Origin of the sequence: Flavobacterium sp. (assembly GCF_044341265.1) — a bacterium.
Taxonomy (GTDB): domain Bacteria; phylum Bacteroidota; class Bacteroidia; order Flavobacteriales; family Flavobacteriaceae; genus Flavobacterium.
This window is the reverse complement of sequence record NZ_JBIISA010000004.1, coordinates 1-21,587: the sequence shown is the minus strand read 5'-3', so window position 1 is coordinate 21,587 and position 21,587 is coordinate 1. Positions and strand designations below refer to the sequence as shown.

Here is a 21,587-nt window from a genome sequence, read left to right as displayed (position 1 = left end):
TAATACTTTCCATTTCTACTTAACCATGTTCCTATTTATTCAATTCAAGAAAGGAATTGAGGTTATTCATTATTTTATCTACTATATTTTGAAGTCACGGATTGCAAATCCGCGACATCGGGATTGCAAATCCGCGACATCGGGTTTTCTACCCACTTTTCATAATCAAAAGGTCTTCTAAGTGTAACTGTAAACATTCCATCTATAATAAATTCTAATTAATTTGCTAAACTTAATTATAGCTTTCTACAATTGCCCACCAACACCTTTAAACTTCTCTACAAATGAGGCAATCTTTTGAAAAACACTTTGCTTTTTTGTTAAATATTGAGGATTTAAAGGACTCATTTTTGGTAAAATGGTATTGAGTTCCGTTCCTGTGTCGCTTGCAAATTCTCGCTTTAGAGATGATGTAATGTATCTTTTTGCTTCTTCTTCATTTAAATTCTCTTCTGTGATTAATGCTGTGGCTTCTTTTTTCTGTTTTTCTTGTGCATACTTGAAGAAGGAATCTATAACATTTGCTTTATCTTGAATGATTTCGAGATCTGTTTCATTTATGAAATCTACAACTAAACCTTCTTTTGCTCTGTTTCCTATACTGGCACGAATCACTCTGCGGATTTCTTCAATCAAACTAGCTTTATCTTTATTTTTTTTGTTATGTTCAAAAATTAATTCAAGAATATAATCAAGGTTTATTTCCTGAGATTTAAGCAGGTCTATTTCAAAGACAATATCATCCCAATCAATAGTTGATTCTTCTGATTCTTTGCCGTTTTTTTCACGTCTTAACCAATCACGTATATCATTATAGGTTGAGCGATAATCTTGAATGGTTCGTTCTGGTAGCAAGCTTATTTCTTGCATCGTATTTATTTCCTCGTCTGTTACATAATAAGCTTCTTTAAAAGCTTCAACAGCTACTGCGTCGTTTACATCTATTTTTTGGAATGCTTTTAGATTGGTAAATTCATCGTAATTCTGTAAAATATTTTCTACTCGCAGGTATTCTCCAAAAAGTTTTGAAAACTCTTTTTTATCTTTTTCTGTAATAATTTCATCTGGACTTGGGAACTTTTGATTTAATTCATTTACCACATCCATAAAACCTCTACGTGCTTCTCCTGTAGCAATATCTGTAAAACCTTCTAAATATTCTTTATAGCTTTTTTCGAGAACTACATTTTTAGTGTTTTTATCTCCAAATAGAGTTATGGCATCAACAGTCGCTTTTTCTAAATCACGGAATGTAATAATATTACCAAATGTTTTTGTAGCATCATATATACGGTTGGTTCGAGAAAATGCTTGCATTAACCCATGATAATGCAAATTTTTATCCACAAATAAAGTATTTAAAGTTGGTGCATCAAACCCAGTTAGAAACATACCGACTACTATGATTAAGTCAACTTCCTTACTCTTTACCCTTTTAGCAAGGTCACGATAGTAGTCTTGAAAACCTTTACCATCAATACCAAAATTCATTTTAAACATGGCATTATAGTCATCGATAGCTTTTGTTAAAAATTCTTTTGCACTAACATCCATTGCCGATGGCTCAAAGTTTTCATCAGGAATTTCCCCAATAGCAGCTTGTTCTTCATTGGGTGCAAAAGAGAATATAGTTGCAATTCTTAATGGTTTTTCACTGTCTTTTTGCAGATGGTTTAATTCTTCATAATAACATTTTGCTGCATCTACACTGCTAACAGCAAACATGGCGTTAAACCCATTATTTCCACCTTGATTTCTATGTGTTTTTATTCTATAATTCTTTAGAATATATATTGAAATTTCCTTGATACGAGCAGGATGTAAAAATGCTTTTTTGTTTTCGGCAGCTGTTAATTTTTTCTCATCTATTTCTGTTTCAAAACTCTTAAACTGTGGACGAACATCATTGTAATCTACTTTGAATTTTAATACTTTTTCATCTCTAATGGCATCGGTAATTACATACGAATGTAATTCACGACCAAATACACTGGCAGTTGTTTCTGCACCTGAAGCATTTTGTGGAAATATTGGTGTTCCTGTAAAACCAAATTGGTAGAATTTTTTAAACTTCTTATTCAAGTTCTTTTGAGCTTCCCCAAACTGCGATCTATGAGCTTCATCAAAAATAAAAACTACTTGCTTATTATAAATGGCTAAATCACTTTCCGTTTTCATTAGGTTATTTAGCTTTTGAATAGTCGTGACAATAATTTTATTATCATCTTTCTCAATATTTCGTTTTAAACCTGCAGTACTGTCTGAACCATTTACACTATCAGGAGAAAAGCGTTGATATTCTTTCATGGTTTGAAAGTCCAAATCTTTTCGGTCTACTACAAAGAATACTTTATCTATAAATTCGAGTTGCGTAGCTAAACGAGCCGCTTTAAAACTGGTTAGTGTTTTACCCGAACCTGTGGTGTGCCAAATATAACCGCCACTTTCTTGTTTTGATGTTTTTTTTGATTCGAAAGAACTTTTTATTTTCCATAACATTCTTTCGGTTGCTGCTATTTGATATGGTCGCATAATAAGCAATGTATCACTCGTATCAAAAACCGAATAGGTTAGCAGTACATTTAATAGTGTTCGCTTATCGAAAAAAGTTGTTGTAAAATCTTTAAGGTCTTTGATTAATGTATTATCGGCTTTAGCCCAATTCATGGTAAAGTCGAAGGTGTTTTTGTTTCGTTCTACAGTATTTGCAAAATAGCGGCTATCCGTGCCGTTTGAGATTACAAAAATCTGCACGTATTTGAAAAGAGAATTAGTACTGTTAAGACTCTCCTTGGTATAGCGATGCACCTGATTAAACGCTTCACGAATGGCAACACCACGTTTTTTTAGTTCTACCTGTATCAATGGTAAACCATTAACTAAAATAGTAACATCATATCGATTGGCATGCGTACCTTTTTGTTCAAATTGGGAAATTACTTGAACTTTATTGCGAACTATATTTTTTTTGTCGACTAAATAAATATTTTGAATGCGACCATTATCAAATACAAAATCATAAATGTAATTATCATGAATTTTTCTTGTTTTTTCAACCAAATTATCACTTGGTTTGTCTAAATATTCTTCCACAAAACGAAGCCATTCGTTATTTGTAAACTCCATGTTGTTGAGCGTTTGCAATTGTACTTTTACATTTGCCAACATTGTTTCGATAGTGGTAAGGTTTGAAGCATATTCATATCCTTGATTGATTAAATCTTGGATAAATTCTTTTTCAAGAGCCGCTTCGGTTTGATAAACTGCTGGTGGCTCATTTACCTCTGAGTGTTTATTGTAAGTATCTAAAACAATAAAATTGTTTGACTCTGCTATGGTTTTATAATAATTCATCTTTTCGTTTTTTGTTCTATTGCCTTTAAACTTTCTAGATAGTTTTTTTCTACTTCGCTTAAAGTTTTTTGCTGATATTTTTTGTATTCGTTGGTCGCTTTTTCAATGGCTTTTTCATGGCTTATGTTGCCTGCACCTTGTAATAATTTTTCTCCGCTCATTGTTAAAATACGATCCAAATGAGTTGCCCAATCTTTCATTGTCATTGTTTCTTCACGTTCGGCTTGACGTTCAGCAAAATCTAAATAACCCGAAACAATTTGTCCTAATGCCCGAAGTTCTTTTTCATTTAAATAATTTTTGGCTACGGTTATCTCTTTTAAATTAGGTTGGTTTCCCAAAAAAGTCATCAAACCCATAAATTCTTTTTCGGCATCTGCACGGTTAAAAATTACTTCGGCTGCGGTTTGTCCGTGTACAGCAAAATGAATTTTATTTTGTACTTTTTTAAAAAAGGCAATTGAAACATCAGCTTTGGGGTCATAATCAATACTTGTAGCATAAATATCTAAAACTTGACGATAAAATACTTTTTCGGATGCACGAATATCTCTGATGCGTTGCAAAAGTTCTTTCCAATAACTGCCTCCGCCCAAATTTTTGAGGCGTTCATCATCCATGGTAAACCCTTTGCGAATGTATTCGTTCAATCGTTTGGTTGCCCAAATTCTAAATTGTGTAGCTATTTTTGAATTTACCCGATAACCCAGCGAAATAATCATGTCTAAGTTATAATGTTTGGTATTGTAGTTTTTGCCATCGGCGGCAGTTCGTAAGAATTTCTTACTAACTGATTTTTCGTCTAATTCGGCTTCTGTAAAAATGTTTTTGATGTGCTGTGTAATTCCTGGACGTTCTATGCCATACAAAGCCGCTATTTGATCTTGTGTAAGCCAGATTGTTTCATTCTCTAAACGAACATCTACCGAAATATTTTCATCTTCTGTTTTAAAGATGATAAATTCTGTATTTGTATTTTTATTCTTTTCCATTTTTTATACTATCTTTTGGAAATGTTAGTAACAAATCTCTATAATACTCATATTGTTTTTTTCTTAACGCAATTTCTTTTGGTAATCCTTCACTAATTGAGTTAGTAAGAGTATCAAAATTATCTAAAATCATAGCAATACGTTCTTGCTCTTCTAGTGAAGGAACTGGAATAATTATTTTTGCTAAACTATCAGCATTTACACGTTTAACTTTTGCGCCTGTTATGTATGGCATTTTCTGTGTTTGAAATTGCTGCGTTTGAAAAAAATATGCAACGTATTTAGGATTTAAATTATGAGTGTAAAAACAAGCATCACTGCTGATTGCTATTTTTTCATTTCCTAACCATACTACTGCTTTACACAAATCTTCGTCATTCTCACTTGTCGTCGCAATGACTAAATCTCCATAATTAGCCATACGTGCTTTTTTAGCAAACTCTTCAGAAACAAAAGACTTCGTTTTATCTGTGTATGTCCCATAGTAAGTGTAGATTTGTCCATAGTGAATACAACCAACTCCTGTTTCAGTAAAGTCTTTTTTTTGCAAACCACCACCACGAATAAATTTGCCAATACTTTCTTCACCCAAAGGTAAATGTTGTACTTTGTTTTTATCGAAGGAATACAACTTCTCTCTATAATAACTATATTGCATTTTTCGTGCTGTAAGCTCTGCTGTAAGCTCTGCTGTAAGCTCTGCTGTAAGCTCTGAAAACGTATCTAGAATTGCAACTATTTTTTGTTGAATTTCGAGTGATTTTTTTGGATTATTTGGGCATGGAATTGGGAATTGAATTTTTTTAAAATTTGTTTTAGAAATATTATAACGTGTTACACCACTTGCTGTTTTTGCAATAGATTTACGCATAAAATCACTTCTAAAAATATATTTTGAAAATTCTGGAATTATTAAAATATCATCATTAAATCGAAGTCCAAAACTAAAACTATTTAAATATATATTTTGGTCAAGTTTGGTTGTTACAGATGAAGACATACCAACATCATTTGGAGTTTCAGAAGATCCTGTAAATAGAACATCTCCATACTTGAGTGTGTTTTGATTTTCGTTTGAAGAAACTTTCACTCTATCATCTCTTCTAAAATCAATTTCAATATTATTATAGATGTTTTTGAATGAAATATATTGAGCATTTCCATCTTCAAAATCTTTTTTGGTTTTACCTGAAAGTCCGCTGTAAAGTTCAGAAATCTCACCCAAAGGTTTCCATTCCACGGTAACACCATCTAATAATTTTTCTAAAAAGTTTGCTTTATTCTTCATTATCCTTTTTACCTTTTAGGTTTTTCTTAGCTATTTGTTTGTCTAAGGTTTTTACGCGGCGTTCTAGTTTTTTAATGTCTTCTTCTGCTGGTAATTCTTCGGGTTTAATGCCGTTTTTTCCTAGTAACGATCTTACGTCTTTGTTGTTTTTAACGTGTTCGGTAGTAATCGTGTTTTCGCCTTTCAGGTTGTTTTTCTTTACATTGAAATTAGTGATTTCTGTTGCTAATTGCTTGGCTGTAATAGTAATAGTTGGCAAGAAATCAGCTAAAGGTCTATTTTCTTTTATGCCTAATTTGCGTTTCATATCGCTGGTGTTGTACCCTCCAAACATGGCCCAATCGCCTTTGCTTCTTATTCTAGCAAAACCCGAATTGTCAACACCTCGTTCGTAAATATTTTTAGAAAGTTCGGTTTCGGTAGCTGCTAGTTTTTCACGAGCTTGCAAACGTTCCATAAGTTGAATACGCTCTTCTAATAACTCTTGTTTTCGGGTTTGAATGGCGAAATAACTTTGAGCAAAAGCAACTTGCTCTTTCTTTGGGTCGCCATTTTGGGCAATCAGGTAACAGGCATATCGTGTAAGCATGAAATCTTCTACTTCTCGTTTTCCTCCTTTACCTAATTCTATCATTTTGGTGACGTCAACGAAATGATCAGAAACCGCTTCGCCAGTGGTTTCGCAACTTTCTTTTGCTTTGTTAATTGCGTTTACAAAGTTACGCCAATCGGCATATCCTAAAAGATCTTGCAATTCTCGAGCTAACCAGTATTCTATACCGTCTTGTTCATATGCATACTCTTCAAATCGTTTATTTAGTTTTGTGATTGTGTTCTTTTCCATAGTTTTTATTTCTTTTCTTGAAATGGCTACCCTTCAATTTCTTTTATTATGGCATCAATATCTGTACGAAGTTGGTCTATTTTTTTTACTGTTTTGGACACTTCTTTGTTTAACTCCTCTATGTTAATTTTTTCCTTGTTGTCTTTAGCAACTAAATAAGAACTTACTGAAAGATTATAATCGTTTTCAGCGATTTTGGTATTGTCAATATATGTTGCCACGTGAGGCACTTCAGTTTTGCTATCGAATAGTTCAATAATTTTATCAATATGCTTTTCGGTGAGCATATTGTTGTTGGTTACTTTCTTGAAGAATTCTTCTCCACTAGCATCAATAAATTGAGTTTTTGTATCGGTTTTCTTTTTAGAAAGCACAAGCAAGGTTACGGCTATAGAAGTTCCATAAAATAAATTGGGTGCCACCGAAATGATGGTTTCTACAAAGTTGTTATCGACTAAATATTTCCTAATTTTTTGTTCGGCACCTCCACGATAAAAAATACCAGGAAAACAAACAATTGCTGCTCTACCTCTAGGAGATAAATAATAAAGTGCATGCAACACAAAAGCAAAATCAGCTTTTGATTTGGGTGCTAAAACTCCTGCAGGTGCAAAACGGTCGTCGTTGATCATTGTTGGATCATCATCGCCAATCCATTTTACGGAATAGGGAGGATTTGAGACAATGGCGTCAAATGGTTTTTCGTTGATTAATTGTGGGTCTTTTAGTGTATCACCAAGTACAATATGAAACTTGTCGTAATTGACATTGTGCAAAAACATGTTCATACGAGCCAAGTTGTAGGTAGTATGGTTTATTTCTTGACCATAAAAACCTTCTTCGATGATGTGATTATCAAAGTGTTTTTTGGCTTGTAACAATAGTGAACCCGAACCAGCTGCCGGATCGTAAATTTTATTTACCGTAGTTTGTCCGTGCAATGCTAATTGAGCAATTAACCTAGATACATGTTCTGGCGTAAAATATTCTCCTCCTGATTTTCCTGCATTTGCTGCGTAATTGGAGATTAGAAATTCATACGCCACACCAAACATGTCAATATCACTATCTTCAAAAACGCCAAAATTGATTTCTTCAATACCCTTCAATACAGCAGCCAATCTACTATTTTTATTTTCAACAGTGTTTCCTAATCTTGTGCTGGTTGTATCAAAATCGGCAAACAATCCTTTGATGTCTTGTTCTGATGGATATCCGTTTGCAGAATTTTCTATATCAGTAAAAATAGTTTTTAATTCGGTATTTAGGTTTTTATTGGTATTTGCATTTGCTACTACATTTATAAAAAGCTGACTTGGATAAATAAAATATCCTTTGGTTTTAATAGCATCATCTTTTATTTCAGGTGTTATTACTTCATCCGATAAATTTGCATAGTTAATGCTTTCATCACCACCTTCAATGTAACTGGTGAAATTTTCACTTATGAATCTATAAAAAAGTGCTCCTAAAACAAAGTGCTTGAAATCCCACCCATCTACAGAACCACGTACCTCATTGGCAATTTTCCAAATTTTATTTTGTAACTCTTGTTTTTGAATTATGTTTGTCATTATTTTATTGTGAATCTCTTCGATTAATTTTAATTAAATATTTAAAAAAGTATTGTTTTTGACGACTTTAAATTGTAATCATTTCTATTTTCTCCATTAGCATTTTGAACCGTTCTTCGCGAATTAATGGATGGATGTGCATTGCTAAAATTTCATCTGCTTGCGGATGGTTTTTGATATTGGTTAATTCTGTTTTTATGTATTCTCGAATATCTTCATCAGCTGCAATAATTTCTTTTACTATTGTTGTTCTGTTGTCTATTAAATAGATAATGTCTTCAAAATCGTGACTTCCGTAAAAATCATTTTGTCCTCTGTCTTTGAATGCTTCTAGCTTGGTAGCCAGAAAATAAGGTGAAGGCAATATGTTTATGCTTGTTCCATCTTCTAATGCTATTTGTTGTACGTATTTGAAACCTGGTTTGTACCAAATGTTTGAAACACCAATACTACTATCTTCTGCAGGCATTATGTCTATAGCAATATTTTGATATTTGTATGAACATATTGATTGTCCTTGCGGGTCTGGATAAAATTCTAATTCTTCTAGGCGTTCTTGCATTTGAGCCCATTCGGCATAATTGGCTAAATTGATGGTCATGTCAATATCGGCTGTTGGCCGAATTTCCTCAGCCGCAGGGTCATCTGTGTATAAACTTATAACCGCTCCACCAATGAATACCATTTTATCTTTTAATTCTTGTAAACCTTGAGCTACTTGAGCCACTAAAGCAAGATTTATTACTTTGTTATGCATTTAGAATTCTTTTTTCAAGTTCTTTTTTTGCTATTTCTTTTTCTCGAATTCGTCCTACTCTTATGGCATCTACCATTGTTAGTAATTCATATAATTCTTTGTCGTTTAAAGTTGCTTCTACGACTGTGTTGTATAAAGGCTCAATTGCTTGTCCTCTTTCTACGCCTTTGGCATAGGGCCAAACGTATTTTTCGGTTGAGTTTATAATTTGGTTTAGTGGCTCTGCTGCATGAGCTGTTAAAACTCCTCTTACAATAGCACCTGGTTGTTGTGGAAAGGCATAGGCAACACCATGAAGTAAGAATTCTGTAAATGCTATCTTGTTTACTTTTTTTCTTGCGTCATCAATTAATCCGGCATATTTGGAACGGTTTAGTGATTGACTGACTTCTGATTGACTTATTCCTAGTTCTTGAGCAATTGTATGATGAAACCAAGTTTTTTCTCTTAGTGCAATAATTTTTAATAAAATTACTATGTCTTGCGGTTTGAGGTTATTTTTTGCTTGTATCATTTCTATATTTGATATTGCGATATGCAATATTACATAAAATATGTTATAAAGTTGTAAAATATGTTATTATATTTCATATTGCGATATGCGATATATATGGACTAATAAACTACATAATAAGATAATAAACTTATGTGGTTTATTGTTCAAAAACTAGTTTATCGTGTTCATAGATAGTAGTTTGGTTTGTTGTATTTGTCCCAACTATTTGCTCTATTTGGGACAAAGTATATTCTTTTTCATTTGCGATTTACTATAAGATTGTGTAGTGTTTTGTGAACAGAATATTAGTTAAGTTTTGGCAGTAAATGAGAATTATTGCCGAAAGTTAATTATTCATTTCAAAGTCGATATATGATTTTAAATTATACAATTCGATTTGGTTTTCATCATCTCCTTCTAATTGCCCAATCTCAATAAATGCAATATCATTGGCAAATGCTTTTTCACCAATTAAATGCTCAATGTGAACGTAAACTGCTTCGCAAAGTCTTGGGTTGTATTTGTGGACGATATGGTTTTTGAGTAAGACTTTTATTCCTAAATCGGTTGGTTTGTTTGGGTTTTCTAATGGGATGAAATACATTTCGCTTATTCGTAAAGTGATGCCGTAATATTCTAGTGGTTTGTCGGTTCCATTTTCGTATTTGGTTAGGTTGGTTTCGGGTTGGAGGAATGCGGTTATTTTCCAACGTTCTAGAACTGGTGCATGATGAACTAGTAGTTCTACTTCTTTGAAAAGATAAGGATTTCCGTTTGCGGTGATGATTAGTTCTGCACCGTTTATTTTGTTTTTAATGATGAGGTCTAGGTCTTTGTTGTATTGGTGTAGTATTTCGAGTAGTTTGTCGAAATGGGTTTTTAGTTGGTCTTTTGGGATTTCGTTTAGGAGTAGGAAAATGAAGTTGTTTTGTTGGAAGTGATTCCAGAAGGTTGTTATAGATTTCATGTTCTTTCTTGTTTTTGGAACGCGGATTAAACGGATGCTTCGCAACGCTGATTTATACAGATTTTTATTTTTTAAAGGTTCTCGATAAATTCTTTTAAAATAGCTGGTCGCAATTTTATAAGAACACTCGAACTGACGTTAGCGTTTGTCTGGTGTTGCTTTATCATATGCAATTAGGTTTACCATCTGACGTAAACGGCTTCTAACTCTGTTGCCGTAATGGGTTTCTATCTCTGTGGCTGATAGGTTTGTGGTGATGTGGGTTTGGAGTTTTTTTGAAATGAATAGATCGTATCTGCTTAATAGAATTTCTGCCATGACGTTACATTCGTTGCCAAAATATTTGAGGTTGTTTTCTGTTCCTAAATCGTCAAAGCAATAGGTTCTAGGTTCTGATTGGTTTAGTTTACCCTTGGAATATCTATGAATTACTTCATAGCCTTCTTGAATAAATTCGAAACTTATGTCTCTGGAGGGTTTTACTATAAATTTATGTTCTGTAGCTGTTAGGTATTTCATTAAATTCATCAATGATGTTTTTCCGCAGCCGATTGGTCCGGTTAATAGGATTCCTTTTTCTAAATCTATGTTGAATTGATAACAAGCTTGTTCCTCCTTTAAAAAGTAAGCAATTAGTTTGTAAACTATTGGGTAATCGGTTTCAAGGATTTTGAAATGATTGCCGTATAGTTCAACTCCTTTTTGCTCAAGCCAATTGATTACTTCGGTGTAGCTGTAATGTGATTTTATATTTTCATTCATTTGGTGTTTTTTTGTTCGCTAAAGCGAAGGTTTTGTGACGCGGATGAAACGGATTTTGACGGATTTTCGCAGCTTTTTTAGTTTTAACCGCAAAGTCCGCAAAGATTTACGCAAGGGTCGCAAAGTTTTTAAAAACCTTACGATCAAATCTTTTGATTCGAGCCAATTGATTATTTCTGTATAGCAATATTGTGATTTTATAATTTCATTCATTTGGTGTTTTTTGTTCGCTAAAGCGAAGGTTTTGTGACGCGGATGAAACGGATTTTGACGGATTAGCCACCACGCCCTTTGGGTACCCCTCTAAAGGATGGGAATTCTAAAGCGGTTCTGAATAGTCTTTGTCGGTTGTTGTGCTTAGGTGGTTTGGTTTGCTGGTTGTTGTATTTGGTTTGTGATTAAAGATTTCTGTTTTATTCATCCAGTTACTTGCTGCAGCTTGCCAATCGACCATTTGGGTTTTTCCGCCAATTAACCATCCGTTGCTTTCGTAATAGTTGTGAAATTTTTGGGCTTCTGCAATATCAAATTCTTGATTTATGAAGTAATCAAAAATCTCAGTAAATTGTGGTTTTTGAAAACTATTTGAGCTACTATGTTCTGGATTGGTTTGTGCTTTTTCTTTTTTTGCGGAACTTTTTTCTTTTTCCATTTCGTTGTTGTTTTTAAACTTGAATTTCTCTTCTGTTTTTTTTTGAAAGTCATTCTTATTTTCAAAATTGTTGGCGAGCGTTTGTTTACTCTCGTTTGAATTTTTTGTATTGTTTGTATTGTTTATAAAAGGTACTTGTGCTTGTTCAATGCTTGTATGATGACTTGTAATGTTCTTGTTTACTACTTGTTCATTAGGAGGTTCAAAAAATGAACTTTGGATTCTGTCTTTTTTTAGCTGTGGCTTTAGTTCTTCAGAAAAATTGAATAGGTAGACGTGACTTCCTTTGAATGGATTGTATGATGGTTCGTATTTAATATATCCTAGTGCGTGCAGATTTTTTAAGCATTTATGGTAGGTTGCCTTTGAGCTTATTTTACTGATTCGCATTATTTCATCACGGCTTATACTTATTGGGTTTCTGAATCTGTTGCAGTTCCAGAATTGAAATAATGCAATGTAAAGACTTACATGAGTTGGATTGAGTGTTTTGTCTTTTGCGACTTTTTCGAAGAATCCTGTTAGGTGTTTTATGTAGTTCATGGGTTTTATATTACTATGTTTTAAGTTTTTGTAGCACAGAGTTTCACAGAGTTTTTCACAGAGTTTCGCGGTGTTTTTTTTAACCACGAAGAACACAAAGGTTTTAATCACTAAGGTCACTAAAGCTTCCTTTTAAAAGACCACAAAGGCGCTTCGCTTGGCAAAGAACTTACTTGAACAAGTACAGTGTTGCTTTGAGTTTTTTAACCACGAAGAGCACGAAGGTTTTAATCACTATGCTCACTAAGGTTTCCTTTTAAAAGGCCACAAAGGCGCTTCGCTTGGCAAAGAACTTACTTGAACAAGTACAGTGTTGCTTTGAGTTTTTTAACCACGAAGAGCACGAAGGTTTTAATCACCAAGGTCACTAAGGTTACCTTTTAAAAGACCACAAAGGCGCTTCGCTTGGAAAAGAACTTACTTGAACAAGTACAGAGTGTTGCTTTGAGTTTTTTAACCACGAAGAGCACTAAGGTTTTAATCACTAAGTTCACTAAGGCTTCCTTTTAAAAGGCCACAAAGGCGCTTCGCTTGTGAAAGAACTTACTTGAACAAGTACAGTGTTGCTTTGAGTTTTTTAACCACGAAGAGCACGAAGGTTTTAATCACTATGCTCACTAAGGTTTCCTTTTAAGAGTACTTAAAGGCGCTTCGTTTGGAAAAGAACTTACTTGAACAAGTACAGTGTTGCTTTGAGTTTTTTAACCACGAAGAGCACGAAGGTTTTAATCACCAAGGTCACTAAGGTTACCTTTTAAAAGACCACAAAGGCGCTTCGCTTGTGAAAGAACTTACTTGAACAAGTACAGAGTGTTGCTTTGAGTTTTTTAACCACGAAGAGCACTAAGGTTTTCTTTTAAAAGGTCTCTAAGACGCTTCGCTTGGCAAAGAACTTACTTGAAAATGTATAGTGTTTCTTTGAGTTTTTTAACCACGAAGAGCACGAAGGTTTTAATCACTAAGGTTTCCTTTTAAGAGTACTTAAAGGCGCTTCGTTTGGAAAAGAACTTACTTGAACAAAGTTGGAATTGCGTTTACTTTGTTGCTGTTTAAAACTTTATCTATGTCTGAATTGTCGTAGTACATTATGCCTCCAATTTTGGTATAAGTCAGTGTTCCGTTGATGCGTAGATTTTGTAAAGTACCAGGAGATATGTTTAACAGTTTGCGAACTTCATTGGATTTGAGCCACTGTTTTGTTTGTTGTGGTTTGGATTGAATGATTTCTTTTAAATCGTTCAAAAGAAGATTTCTGAATTCGTTTAAATCTTCACGAGTAATAATTTGCTCAAGATACATTCTGTTTTTGTCAGCGGAGTTCGCGAACCTGTTGGTTTCAATTGCCATAACGTTTGTTTTAGATTGTTATATTTTACCGCTTAACACCCAAAATAACCTTAATAAATCGGTCATTTCCCCTTTCTTCTTCAAAATAAAATTAAAACGTAGCACAAGTATGATTTAATTTTCATTATTCAATAAAGAAAAAAGCCTCAATTTCTTTAAGGCCCTTTTAGGTATTAATTGGTAATGCAAAATTGTGGTGTTTGAAAGTTTTTCTTTCACAACGGAGTTCGCGTTGTGAACGATTTTTATTTAAATAACCTCATCTGAATTTTCCATTCGTTTTAATAGTTGGTCGTTTAGCATGGTGATAAATTTTGTTTTATCACTCTTCCTTGCTCTAATTTCAAGGAAAACACGGCGGTATTGCCCTAAGTCGATTTCGAAAATGTGTTCGAAATAATTAGCTATTTCTTTTAAATCTGCAGCACCATTATTGAAAACACCTTCAGTATGTAAAGCATACATTAATTCTACTAAGGCTACTTTAGAGCTAGTCCATGTCATTTTCACGTTCGGTTTGCGTTGTGATTTTTCATTGGTATCTTTGTTTTCTAGTATAATCAATTGATTTTCAACATACAATTCAATGAGGTCATTTGCTAATATTGTAGCTACTTTAAAATCATGTGAAGTAGCAAAAGTTGCATCTGTTTCAAAATAGTAAGGATCTAATGCTAGTTTGATATCAAATTTACCTCTAAGGAAGTATTTATAATCTAGATAGCTATTACCAGAGCGGTAATATTGGTAAAACTCTAATTCGCTATCGAAAAAGTTCTTTAAGATTTGTAATTCGTTATAGTAGTATTTTTTTAGTATCTTGTTTCCACCGTTTGGCTTCTTCATTTCAATTTTGTATACTCTGTTGTAAAAAATGAGTTTTGAAGTGAATAAGGGTTTGATTTCTTTGAAAAATTGAATTTCCTCTGTTTCGGTTTTGAAGTTGGTTTTGGTTGTCGCTTTTTTGAGTTCGTTTATGGATTTGAATATAATGGTAATGGCTTGTTCGCACTTTTTGATTTGGTCGTCAATTTCTAAATCAATAAAGTTAAGTTGTTCGTTTAGTTTGTTTAATAGTATGTTGTATTTTGGATTCAAAAGGAATGAATTAGGAATTGAGAATTAGGAGTTATATGGAAGTTTTGACTTTATATTTTTTTTAATTACAATAAGTTATTTTGCTATTTAGGTTTTGTTGTCTAATTACCACACAAAGATTATAGTACGGTAGTGGTCTAAATTTTATTTACATTTTATTGGTCATAAATTCGTCCGAGATAAAACAAATCTTTTGCTGCTTTAAAAAAAGACAGTTTTATTCATTTCATTCTTCAATAATAATTTTTACAATATTTCTACAAAAAGCATCATTTTTTACTCAGCAGTTTTATTCAATTTTGAATTAGATATTCAAAAATCTAAAGTATATAGTGAATAAGTTTATTTCTGAGATTATAAAAATTTTCCAATAAAAAAGATGCCAAGGCATCTTTTTTATTATTTTTTAAACCTAGAATTAAAACTCGAAACCGAACAAAGTTCCATTATCATCTCGATCATTCAATTCTAAAACTACTTGATCTTTAGTAAAATAAATAACTGAATCATTCTCATCAATGGGTAAATCAGATTTTATAACAGATAAAATGTATTGTATATCACATTGCGTTGTAATATTTTGAATTAAATTCAATAATCTTATTTTAATACCATTATCTTGCTGTGATAAAACATCATCATGGTATACAAATCTAAAATAAGATTCAACATTATATGCTACCAAAATTGCTAAGTCAAAGACTACACATAATATTTTTCTGTATGTTCTTCCTTCATCTTTAGCAGTATCTTTAGATAAATGTTCTTTTGTTCTTATAACTGGCGGTTTAAAGTCGACGTTGTTATTGTTATTGATTGACCATGAAATATAAGTAACTTCATTTAAAATTAGTTCAAAATATTTTGAGAATAAAGTTCTAATTTTATTGTACTTAGCATTTTTTTCAGTTTGATTACTTATTGATTTAATTAACTTTATAGTATCTTCAATATCTTTTCTAAGTTGTTCTTTCAATTCCTCCTTATCAATAACAATATCAATAATTCTAAGCCTATCTTGTAATTGAATTACTTCAGATTCTAAACGAGCTAATTCTTTTTGATACTCTTTAAGTTTTCTGAAAGTATCTGTATCTTTTAAAAAACTTAATAAGTTAACTTTTTTATCATTAAGATTTTGAAGTTCTAAATTTATATTCAATAAAGATTCCCTCTTTTCTTTTAATGTTTTTTTTAGTAAGCGATTTCTATCTTTTGTCAATTCTACATTAAAAGCTATAAGTTCGTCATACTCTTTTTTTAAAGATTCTGCAAAGTAAATTTTAGCCTCTTCAAAAACTTTGTTTACTTTATTAATATCAAACGCAAAATTGTTTTTAATGGAACTTTCTAATTTATTAATGTCGAAGCTCAAATTGTAAGAGAGTGTATTAAGTTCAGAAATTTTATTTTCTATTTGGTCAACACCAGTTTCTATTAGAATTTGATCGTGATCATAAAAATTTAGTTGATCAATTTTTTCTTCAGCTTCTTTGGTTTTGTTTAATTGTAGAGACATTTGAGCAACAATTTCATCTCTATCTGTATCATTTACTGAAAAATCTTTTTTCAACTGTTTGATCTGAACATCTATCTTTTCTTGTTCTATATCATTTTGATATTTAGTTCTTAAAACATCCCCATCAAATCCAAGTAAATCAAACATAAAAGGTTTCCAATCTATATCCTTTCCTCCTTTGAATTTTGATAATCTGTATACATCTTCATAATCAGGCTGCATTCTAATACAATAATTAATAGCCTTTCTAAAATCATATGTTTTATTTTTAAAAAAATCAAATTTCATATATGATGCAAGAATTTTTTTTGCTGCATCAGTGCCAATTTCTTCATGTTGCCAAATAGTTGGAGGATTAAAGTTGTTTGTTCTTTCATTACTGATACTAATTGAAGTTTTAGAATGATTGTCTATGGCTCTTTTTATAGTTAAATATCGACCGTCATTTAAAAGTACCTCTAAAAAAAATATATGGTCAATAAAGGTTGATTTTCCATTAGCATCTTTTATTTTTAACAAAAAATGATTTTTATCTATCTGCTTTATAAGTAAATAATCTATTAATTCTGCAAGTTTAGTTTTACCTAAATCATGAGAGTTCTTTTTTTCTTTCAATTCAGTCAATACATCTGCATATACAACACTTAATCCATTTAAATTAAATGCTATATTCTTAAAACGGCTGTCATTGGAATATAATTTACTTAACTTCATTTGCTTTAAAAGAGTCCGTTTCTTGTTCGTAATTAAGTTTGCCCATTAAAAATAAAAAATTTAGAGCATATGGAAAATTTATTTTGGCTTCGTCTCCCAAAACAGTAACAATTTTATTTAATAATTTATCATATTGAATCGAATAATAAACATTAAGCTCCGTCAATATAAATGTACTTATATTTAGTATTGAAAAATTTGGATTTGTGTGTCGGTCTGGTTTAATCATTTAATGCCAATTAAACATTCATAATACATATAGTGTAACAAAGTAAAAATATGCCTCTTACCTTTAATTTTATTTCCGTCCGAAATTTTCTTAAAGATGAAAATAAATATCTCCTCAAAGCATGCAAAGTTATCTCTTTTTATTTGAATTAAGTTTCTTAATTCTGCTGCTATATCAAAATATTGTTCTTTAAATTCATCGTTTCTTGAATGACTGAGAAATGTTTCAATTTTCTCAAAATCTTGTAAAGAATGACCTAAAATTTCATTTAAATAATATTCATTAGTTAAAGAATTTTTTTTGTTTTTCTCTTCTATTTTGATTCTATCAAAGTTAAATTTTATTCTGTCTACCTCTGAAGTTATGATTGCGCTAATTTTAGGTAATTCAGAGTGAAATTCAGTAATAATGTCTTTAATTTCTTCTTCAGAAAAATCAAAAGGAATATGATGCAAATCTAATTGAAATTCCTTTATTATTTCTTTATTCGGTTTAATATATAAGTCATTTAATGATTCCTTACCGATTATGACTACATTTTGAAGACCGGTTTTTACCTGTATTTTTTTTAATAATCTTTCACCTTCAATTCCTGAATATTTTCTGTTTGTAAAAAGTATGTAGCAATCTATATCTCCTGCAGCTTTTAAATCGTTTACTTTCTTAATTTCTTCATCAACTATTTTTTTAAAGTCAGGCTCTGAACAAGATGCAATTGGATTGGCTGTATGCTTTGCTTGTATAATAAACTTGCCATTCCAAGAGTTTTTATCAGAAGGGAAATTTATAGAGGTTCCATTAAATTTTCCATCTCTTCCGCCATCTTTTCCGGCAGAAAAAGAAATAACACCAATGCCTAGAATATTTTGACAAACCCTATTTACTAGATTTTCAAATTGAGATTCATTTAATAATTCAAGTCTGTAATCCATAAATGTATTTAATATTAAACTAATTATGAAACTTAATGCAATATAGTAAATATCTTATAATTGTAATTCTATCTTTGTTATCCTGGTAGTTTTAAATAGTGAGTAAAGTATAACATTGCTTGAAGACAGTTGCTATCAGAAAAAATTTTAAAATTCTTAAGGAATGTTAAAAGACTGGTTTTGTGTTTGAAAGTAAAAAAAACTAAAGCATCTATTTTTACAAAAAATCTTCAACTAATTATTCTTCTGTTTGCTCAATTATTTCATTGTTAAACCATTCATCGACTTCTTTTTTCCAGTCCAAAATTGGTTTGTTATTATTGTTTGTCCAACCTTTTAACGTATAATAATTATAAAAATATTGTACTTTTACTATATCAATATTATTGTCTAGAAAATAGCAAAAAACTTCATGGAATACAGGAGCTATATTATTTTGGTTATTGCTATTCATTTTGCAAAAAATCTTAAAATAAATTTTTTAACTTTTTTAAATTGTTTTATTCTTACAATTATTTCTTTGAGTTGAATTTAGGTTAAAAAACAAGAACTAGTTTTTATTAAAAAATATTAATTTAGAATTTTTAACTCTATAACTAATATATTATTTCAACAATTACAAAAATAAAAAAAAAATGCTGATTAAAAAGTATAAATCAAAACATCTTGAAATTACAAAAAGAATCATTAATTAATGTAAATCAGTAGTTTGAAATATAAAAAATGTGAATAATTTCTGAAAGCAGAAACCTCCTGCCAATTCATGAAACTAGGTGTCTATCTCTTTGATAAGGTTAAAAAGTTTAATAAATAATTCGATATCATTTTTGTTAACTTTATTAAATACCATGTCATAACTTTTTGGTTTTTATGATTCCCAAAAACTATACAATTCATTTTATGTTTATAAACAGAGAAGTTAAAGCTGAAATTACAGTTATTAACATGATTAAAATGGGATGAAAAAGAAAAGAGAGGATTATTAGGAATAGTGATGCCACTATTAAAAAGAAATCAATTTTACTATTATGTATCGTAGTGTATTGCACTATTGACAAATCGTTTATGAGATTTTTTTGAGATTTTTTACTTGAATAGATTCTTTTATACAGTACCTACTGAATTTTGAACTATTAGATTGTTCATTTTGATTACAATATATTTATTTGAAGAGACCACTACTATTAAGAAGCTTTATTAATTAGATCTTAGCTAAACATCATAGACAATTAAAGAACTTTACCTTTCAAATTCTACTTTTATTAATCCTTTAATTGAAACAGAATGCCATACATTTTTTATCTGTTCGCAAAGATTTTAATTCATCGATTGATGTGTAATATGAACCATTTCTTGAATCCCAAATCAAAAAACCCTTTTCTTCATTGTAGGGAAAGCAAACCACAAAATGTGTTTTATTATTTATAGTAGTTGTATTAATAATAACTGGCTGATTGTAGTTGATGATTGTGGGAATATCAACATCATCGCAGACTACAGATAAAATTCCATATCTAGAAACAGTTTCTACTAATAATGACATTGAAGTTAGAGGATAATTAGTTTGGATTAAATCATTTAAATTGATAGATGAAGTGTTTCCTTTGTAGTATTTAATTATAGCTAACAAAGCCACTAATCCACCATCAGATTGTTCTTCATGCTGAACTAAAAAATTATAAAAAGTTTCCTTTATCATATTATGCCATATTATTATGAATACTAAATAGCTCTGCCATTTCAATAAGATTTTTCACTTTGGTCTTTTCAAATATTCTTCTTTTGTATGTGCTAATAGTTGATTTGCGTAGATTTGTTATTTGAGCGATTGTGATTAATCTATTCCCTTTAATTAGCATTAATGCAACTTCTAATTCTCTTTCAGATAATAAGTTGATTAAATTTTGATTTTTTGCTTTTTTTCTTAATCGAAGTGTAGTTTTACTTTTATAATCTAAATATGAAAAATTTAACAGATGAATAATTGTTTTGTGTGTATAGGTATTTAGTATTATCTCAATATTATTTTTACTACTAAAACTTATTATTTTTGAATCTACTTTTTCAGATGTTAGAATAAAAAGTTTTACTCTTGGGTCTGTTTTAATTATATCTTTTATTAATGCATAATCTGTTGCATTATTTTTTTGGTAATCTATAACAAGTATGTCAATAGCTTTGGATTGTATTTTTTGAATTATAAGTTCTTTTGGAACTTGAGAAATATTACTAGTTAAAATACCTTCGGAAATTATGGCTTTTATACCAACACTATTAATAAAATTATCAATTGCAATTAATACATTTACATTCATCTCAAGATATAAAAAATTAAATCAGGCAAACATTTAATGTATTATACACCAAATCTAACAGTTACACTAATAGTCTTCGCCCCACGAAGATTTTGTTTGCCTGATTAAAAATTAAAAACTTTTTATTTTTTTACTTCTACTTTTTTTATTGACATCTGTATTATCAGGACTTAAATCTAATACTCCTAAGACAACTGTTAAATTAAAATCATAAGCCAATTTGATTTCTATATTTTTTTGACCAATTCCAAGAGGTACACAAGGCATTATGAATACTGCATCAGACATCATTAAGTCTTGAAGATTTTTTCTTTTTGCATCTTCAGATAAAATGTTTTTATCTAATAATCTTTCTATAGGATTGATAACATAATACCCCATTTGGAGTAATTGCAACTGGGTTTTATAGAATTTAGCTTCACAATTATGATCAATTGTACTAGGAATGTTACCGATAATGTAAATTTTGTTTTTCATATGAGCATATTTTAAAATCAGGCAAACGTCAATAAATGCCCCAAATCTCTAGACATCAAAACTATACCAACTTAAATTTTTGATGCACTAGTCAGTTTGCCTGATTATTTTTAATGTTCTTTAAAAACAGGTAGGTTACAGTGTGTGAATCAGAATACTCAAATACTTTAACATAACTAACCAAAAAATAATGTTATAAGAAAATTGAGATAACACTACCTGTTTATTATATTTTACTTCTTATTCTTAATCAAAATCTATTATTTTATTAAAGATTTTATTCATTACTTCAAACTTATCATTGTATAAATCGAAAAAAATTACATCTTCTAATATTTCTAATTTTTCTTTTAATTCTTTTGATTGTGTATTCACATATAATTTATCTACATACTGGTATATGAATACAATATCCGCTAAATCAAATCTTTCATTTGATGATATAAATGCTGTATTTATTGTATTAAAATTCAATTCAGCTAATTCTTTTTTACTAGTACAAAAGATTATTTCAATATTGTTCCTACAATAATACTTTACAATTTTTGTAAAGTATTCGCTTTTGTCATAAATTAGAATATCATTTTTATTATACACTAAATTCACTTAAACATATATTTATTAAATTTTCTATTCCTGTTTTTCAAAGAAACATTCCTCTAAATCTTAGATAAGTAATTGATTTAATCCTGTTAATATACATTAGACAACTCACTTAGGTATTTTA

Annotated in this window: 20 protein-coding genes; all 20 read right to left on the bottom strand. The window is 30.6% G+C overall.

Features of this window, described 5'->3' with window-relative positions; all coding sequences use genetic code 11:
- Nucleotides 1-246: 246 nt before the first annotated feature.
- Complete coding sequence (locus tag ACIQ06_RS02625; protein WP_396143749.1) at nucleotides 247-3,354, bottom strand: type I restriction endonuclease subunit R; 3,108 nt, start codon at nucleotides 3,352-3,354, stop codon at nucleotides 247-249.
- On the bottom strand, nucleotides 3,351-4,346 hold the full coding sequence (locus ACIQ06_RS02620) for a virulence RhuM family protein (RefSeq protein ID WP_396143748.1): 996 nt from the start codon (nucleotides 4,344-4,346) through the stop codon (nucleotides 3,351-3,353). Before ACIQ06_RS02620 ends, ACIQ06_RS02625 begins: the two co-directional genes overlap by 4 nt.
- On the bottom strand, nucleotides 4,333-5,634 hold the full coding sequence (locus ACIQ06_RS02615) for a restriction endonuclease subunit S (RefSeq protein ID WP_396143747.1): 1,302 nt from the start codon (nucleotides 5,632-5,634) through the stop codon (nucleotides 4,333-4,335). The genes ACIQ06_RS02620 and ACIQ06_RS02615 overlap by 14 nt, the downstream gene beginning before the upstream one ends.
- Nucleotides 5,624-6,478 carry a DNA damage-inducible protein D gene (dinD, locus tag ACIQ06_RS02610; protein ID WP_396143746.1) on the bottom strand — a complete coding sequence of 285 codons (855 nt, stop codon included), beginning with the start codon at nucleotides 6,476-6,478 and terminating at the stop codon, nucleotides 5,624-5,626. The genes ACIQ06_RS02615 and dinD overlap by 11 nt, the downstream gene beginning before the upstream one ends.
- 26 nt (nucleotides 6,479-6,504) lie before the next feature.
- Nucleotides 6,505-8,052, bottom strand: a complete 1,548-nt coding sequence (locus ACIQ06_RS02605; protein WP_396143745.1) for a type I restriction-modification system subunit M — start codon at nucleotides 8,050-8,052, stop codon at nucleotides 6,505-6,507.
- A 67-nt stretch (nucleotides 8,053-8,119) separates the two neighbouring features.
- Nucleotides 8,120-8,809 (bottom strand): nucleotidyl transferase AbiEii/AbiGii toxin family protein, encoded by a 690-nt coding sequence (locus tag ACIQ06_RS02600; protein WP_396143744.1) that lies wholly within the window; start codon nucleotides 8,807-8,809, stop codon nucleotides 8,120-8,122.
- Nucleotides 8,802-9,323, bottom strand: coding sequence for a hypothetical protein (locus ACIQ06_RS02595; RefSeq protein WP_396143743.1), 522 nt, complete (start codon nucleotides 9,321-9,323; stop codon nucleotides 8,802-8,804). Before ACIQ06_RS02595 ends, ACIQ06_RS02600 begins: the two co-directional genes overlap by 8 nt.
- Before the next feature lie 328 nt (nucleotides 9,324-9,651).
- The gene (locus ACIQ06_RS02590) at nucleotides 9,652-10,272 is read right to left on the bottom strand and encodes a hypothetical protein (protein ID WP_396143742.1); all 621 of its coding nucleotides are present in this window, start codon (nucleotides 10,270-10,272) and stop codon (nucleotides 9,652-9,654) included.
- A 138-nt stretch (nucleotides 10,273-10,410) separates the two neighbouring features.
- Entirely contained in the window at nucleotides 10,411-11,034 is a 624-nt protein-coding gene (locus ACIQ06_RS02585; RefSeq protein WP_396143741.1) for an AAA family ATPase, read from the bottom strand.
- A 319-nt stretch (nucleotides 11,035-11,353) separates the two neighbouring features.
- Nucleotides 11,354-12,229 (bottom strand): transcriptional regulator, encoded by an 876-nt coding sequence (locus ACIQ06_RS02580; protein ID WP_396143740.1) that lies wholly within the window; start codon nucleotides 12,227-12,229, stop codon nucleotides 11,354-11,356.
- 1,008 nt (nucleotides 12,230-13,237) lie between these two features.
- Complete coding sequence (locus ACIQ06_RS02575) at nucleotides 13,238-13,528, bottom strand: helix-turn-helix domain-containing protein (protein ID WP_396143861.1); 291 nt, start codon at nucleotides 13,526-13,528, stop codon at nucleotides 13,238-13,240.
- 297 nt (nucleotides 13,529-13,825) lie between these two features.
- Nucleotides 13,826-14,674: an RteC domain-containing protein gene (locus ACIQ06_RS02570; protein ID WP_396143739.1), complete on the bottom strand. Its 849-nt coding sequence runs from the start codon at nucleotides 14,672-14,674 to the stop codon at nucleotides 13,826-13,828.
- A gap of 418 nt (nucleotides 14,675-15,092) precedes the next feature.
- A complete protein-coding gene (locus ACIQ06_RS02565) occupies nucleotides 15,093-16,907 on the bottom strand; it encodes a DUF2326 domain-containing protein (RefSeq protein WP_396143738.1) in 1,815 nt (604 codons plus the stop codon).
- A complete protein-coding gene (locus ACIQ06_RS02560) occupies nucleotides 16,894-17,136 on the bottom strand; it encodes an ABC-three component system middle component 8 (protein ID WP_396143737.1) in 243 nt (80 codons plus the stop codon). Before ACIQ06_RS02560 ends, ACIQ06_RS02565 begins: the two co-directional genes overlap by 14 nt.
- On the bottom strand, nucleotides 17,133-18,068 hold the full coding sequence (locus tag ACIQ06_RS02555; RefSeq protein WP_396143736.1) for an ABC-three component system protein: 936 nt from the start codon (nucleotides 18,066-18,068) through the stop codon (nucleotides 17,133-17,135). The genes ACIQ06_RS02560 and ACIQ06_RS02555 overlap by 4 nt, the downstream gene beginning before the upstream one ends.
- 238 nt (nucleotides 18,069-18,306) lie before the next feature.
- Nucleotides 18,307-18,522 carry a hypothetical protein gene (locus ACIQ06_RS02550; protein WP_396143735.1) on the bottom strand — a complete coding sequence of 72 codons (216 nt, stop codon included), beginning with the start codon at nucleotides 18,520-18,522 and terminating at the stop codon, nucleotides 18,307-18,309.
- 816 nt (nucleotides 18,523-19,338) lie between these two features.
- On the bottom strand, nucleotides 19,339-19,767 hold the full coding sequence (locus ACIQ06_RS02545; RefSeq protein WP_396143734.1) for a cysteine peptidase family C39 domain-containing protein: 429 nt from the start codon (nucleotides 19,765-19,767) through the stop codon (nucleotides 19,339-19,341).
- A gap of 1 nt (nucleotide 19,768) precedes the next feature.
- Complete coding sequence (locus ACIQ06_RS02540; protein WP_396143733.1) at nucleotides 19,769-20,383, bottom strand: helix-turn-helix transcriptional regulator; 615 nt, start codon at nucleotides 20,381-20,383, stop codon at nucleotides 19,769-19,771.
- A gap of 111 nt (nucleotides 20,384-20,494) precedes the next feature.
- The gene (locus ACIQ06_RS02535; protein ID WP_396143732.1) at nucleotides 20,495-20,860 is read right to left on the bottom strand and encodes a hypothetical protein; all 366 of its coding nucleotides are present in this window, start codon (nucleotides 20,858-20,860) and stop codon (nucleotides 20,495-20,497) included.
- 246 nt (nucleotides 20,861-21,106) lie between these two features.
- Nucleotides 21,107-21,466 (bottom strand): hypothetical protein, encoded by a 360-nt coding sequence (locus tag ACIQ06_RS02530; protein ID WP_396143731.1) that lies wholly within the window; start codon nucleotides 21,464-21,466, stop codon nucleotides 21,107-21,109.
- Nucleotides 21,467-21,587 lie beyond the last annotated feature (121 nt).

What these genes read in the sequence shown, in the direction of transcription:
- ACIQ06_RS02620 (WP_396143748.1), bottom strand. Translation starts at nt 4,346, where the DNA reads ATGGAAAAGAATAAAAATACAAATACAGAATTTATCATCTTTAAAACA.
- ACIQ06_RS02535 (WP_396143732.1), bottom strand. Translation starts at nt 20,860, where the DNA reads ATGAAAAACAAAATTTACATTATCGGTAACATTCCTAGTACAATTGAT.
- ACIQ06_RS02595 (WP_396143743.1), bottom strand. Translation starts at nt 9,323, where the DNA reads ATGATACAAGCAAAAAATAACCTCAAACCGCAAGACATAGTAATTTTA.
- ACIQ06_RS02585 (WP_396143741.1), bottom strand. Translation starts at nt 11,034, where the DNA reads ATGAATGAAAATATAAAATCACATTACAGCTACACCGAAGTAATCAAT.
- ACIQ06_RS02605 (WP_396143745.1), bottom strand. Translation starts at nt 8,052, where the DNA reads ATGACAAACATAATTCAAAAACAAGAGTTACAAAATAAAATTTGGAAA.
- ACIQ06_RS02580 (WP_396143740.1), bottom strand. Translation starts at nt 12,229, where the DNA reads ATGAACTACATAAAACACCTAACAGGATTCTTCGAAAAAGTCGCAAAA.
- ACIQ06_RS02565 (WP_396143738.1), bottom strand. Translation starts at nt 16,907, where the DNA reads ATGAAGTTAAGTAAATTATATTCCAATGACAGCCGTTTTAAGAATATA.
- dinD (WP_396143746.1), bottom strand. Translation starts at nt 6,478, where the DNA reads ATGGAAAAGAACACAATCACAAAACTAAATAAACGATTTGAAGAGTAT.
- ACIQ06_RS02575 (WP_396143861.1), bottom strand. Translation starts at nt 13,528, where the DNA reads ATGTATCTTGAGCAAATTATTACTCGTGAAGATTTAAACGAATTCAGA.
- ACIQ06_RS02600 (WP_396143744.1), bottom strand. Translation starts at nt 8,809, where the DNA reads ATGCATAACAAAGTAATAAATCTTGCTTTAGTGGCTCAAGTAGCTCAA.
- ACIQ06_RS02590 (WP_396143742.1), bottom strand. Translation starts at nt 10,272, where the DNA reads ATGAAATCTATAACAACCTTCTGGAATCACTTCCAACAAAACAACTTC.
- ACIQ06_RS02615 (WP_396143747.1), bottom strand. Translation starts at nt 5,634, where the DNA reads ATGAAGAATAAAGCAAACTTTTTAGAAAAATTATTAGATGGTGTTACC.
- ACIQ06_RS02550 (WP_396143735.1), bottom strand. Translation starts at nt 18,522, where the DNA reads ATGAATAGCAATAACCAAAATAATATAGCTCCTGTATTCCATGAAGTT.
- ACIQ06_RS02545 (WP_396143734.1), bottom strand. Translation starts at nt 19,767, where the DNA reads ATGATAAAGGAAACTTTTTATAATTTTTTAGTTCAGCATGAAGAACAA.
- ACIQ06_RS02540 (WP_396143733.1), bottom strand. Translation starts at nt 20,383, where the DNA reads ATGAATGTAAATGTATTAATTGCAATTGATAATTTTATTAATAGTGTT.
- ACIQ06_RS02555 (WP_396143736.1), bottom strand. Translation starts at nt 18,068, where the DNA reads ATGGATTACAGACTTGAATTATTAAATGAATCTCAATTTGAAAATCTA.
- ACIQ06_RS02625 (WP_396143749.1), bottom strand. Translation starts at nt 3,354, where the DNA reads ATGAATTATTATAAAACCATAGCAGAGTCAAACAATTTTATTGTTTTA.
- ACIQ06_RS02560 (WP_396143737.1), bottom strand. Translation starts at nt 17,136, where the DNA reads ATGATTAAACCAGACCGACACACAAATCCAAATTTTTCAATACTAAAT.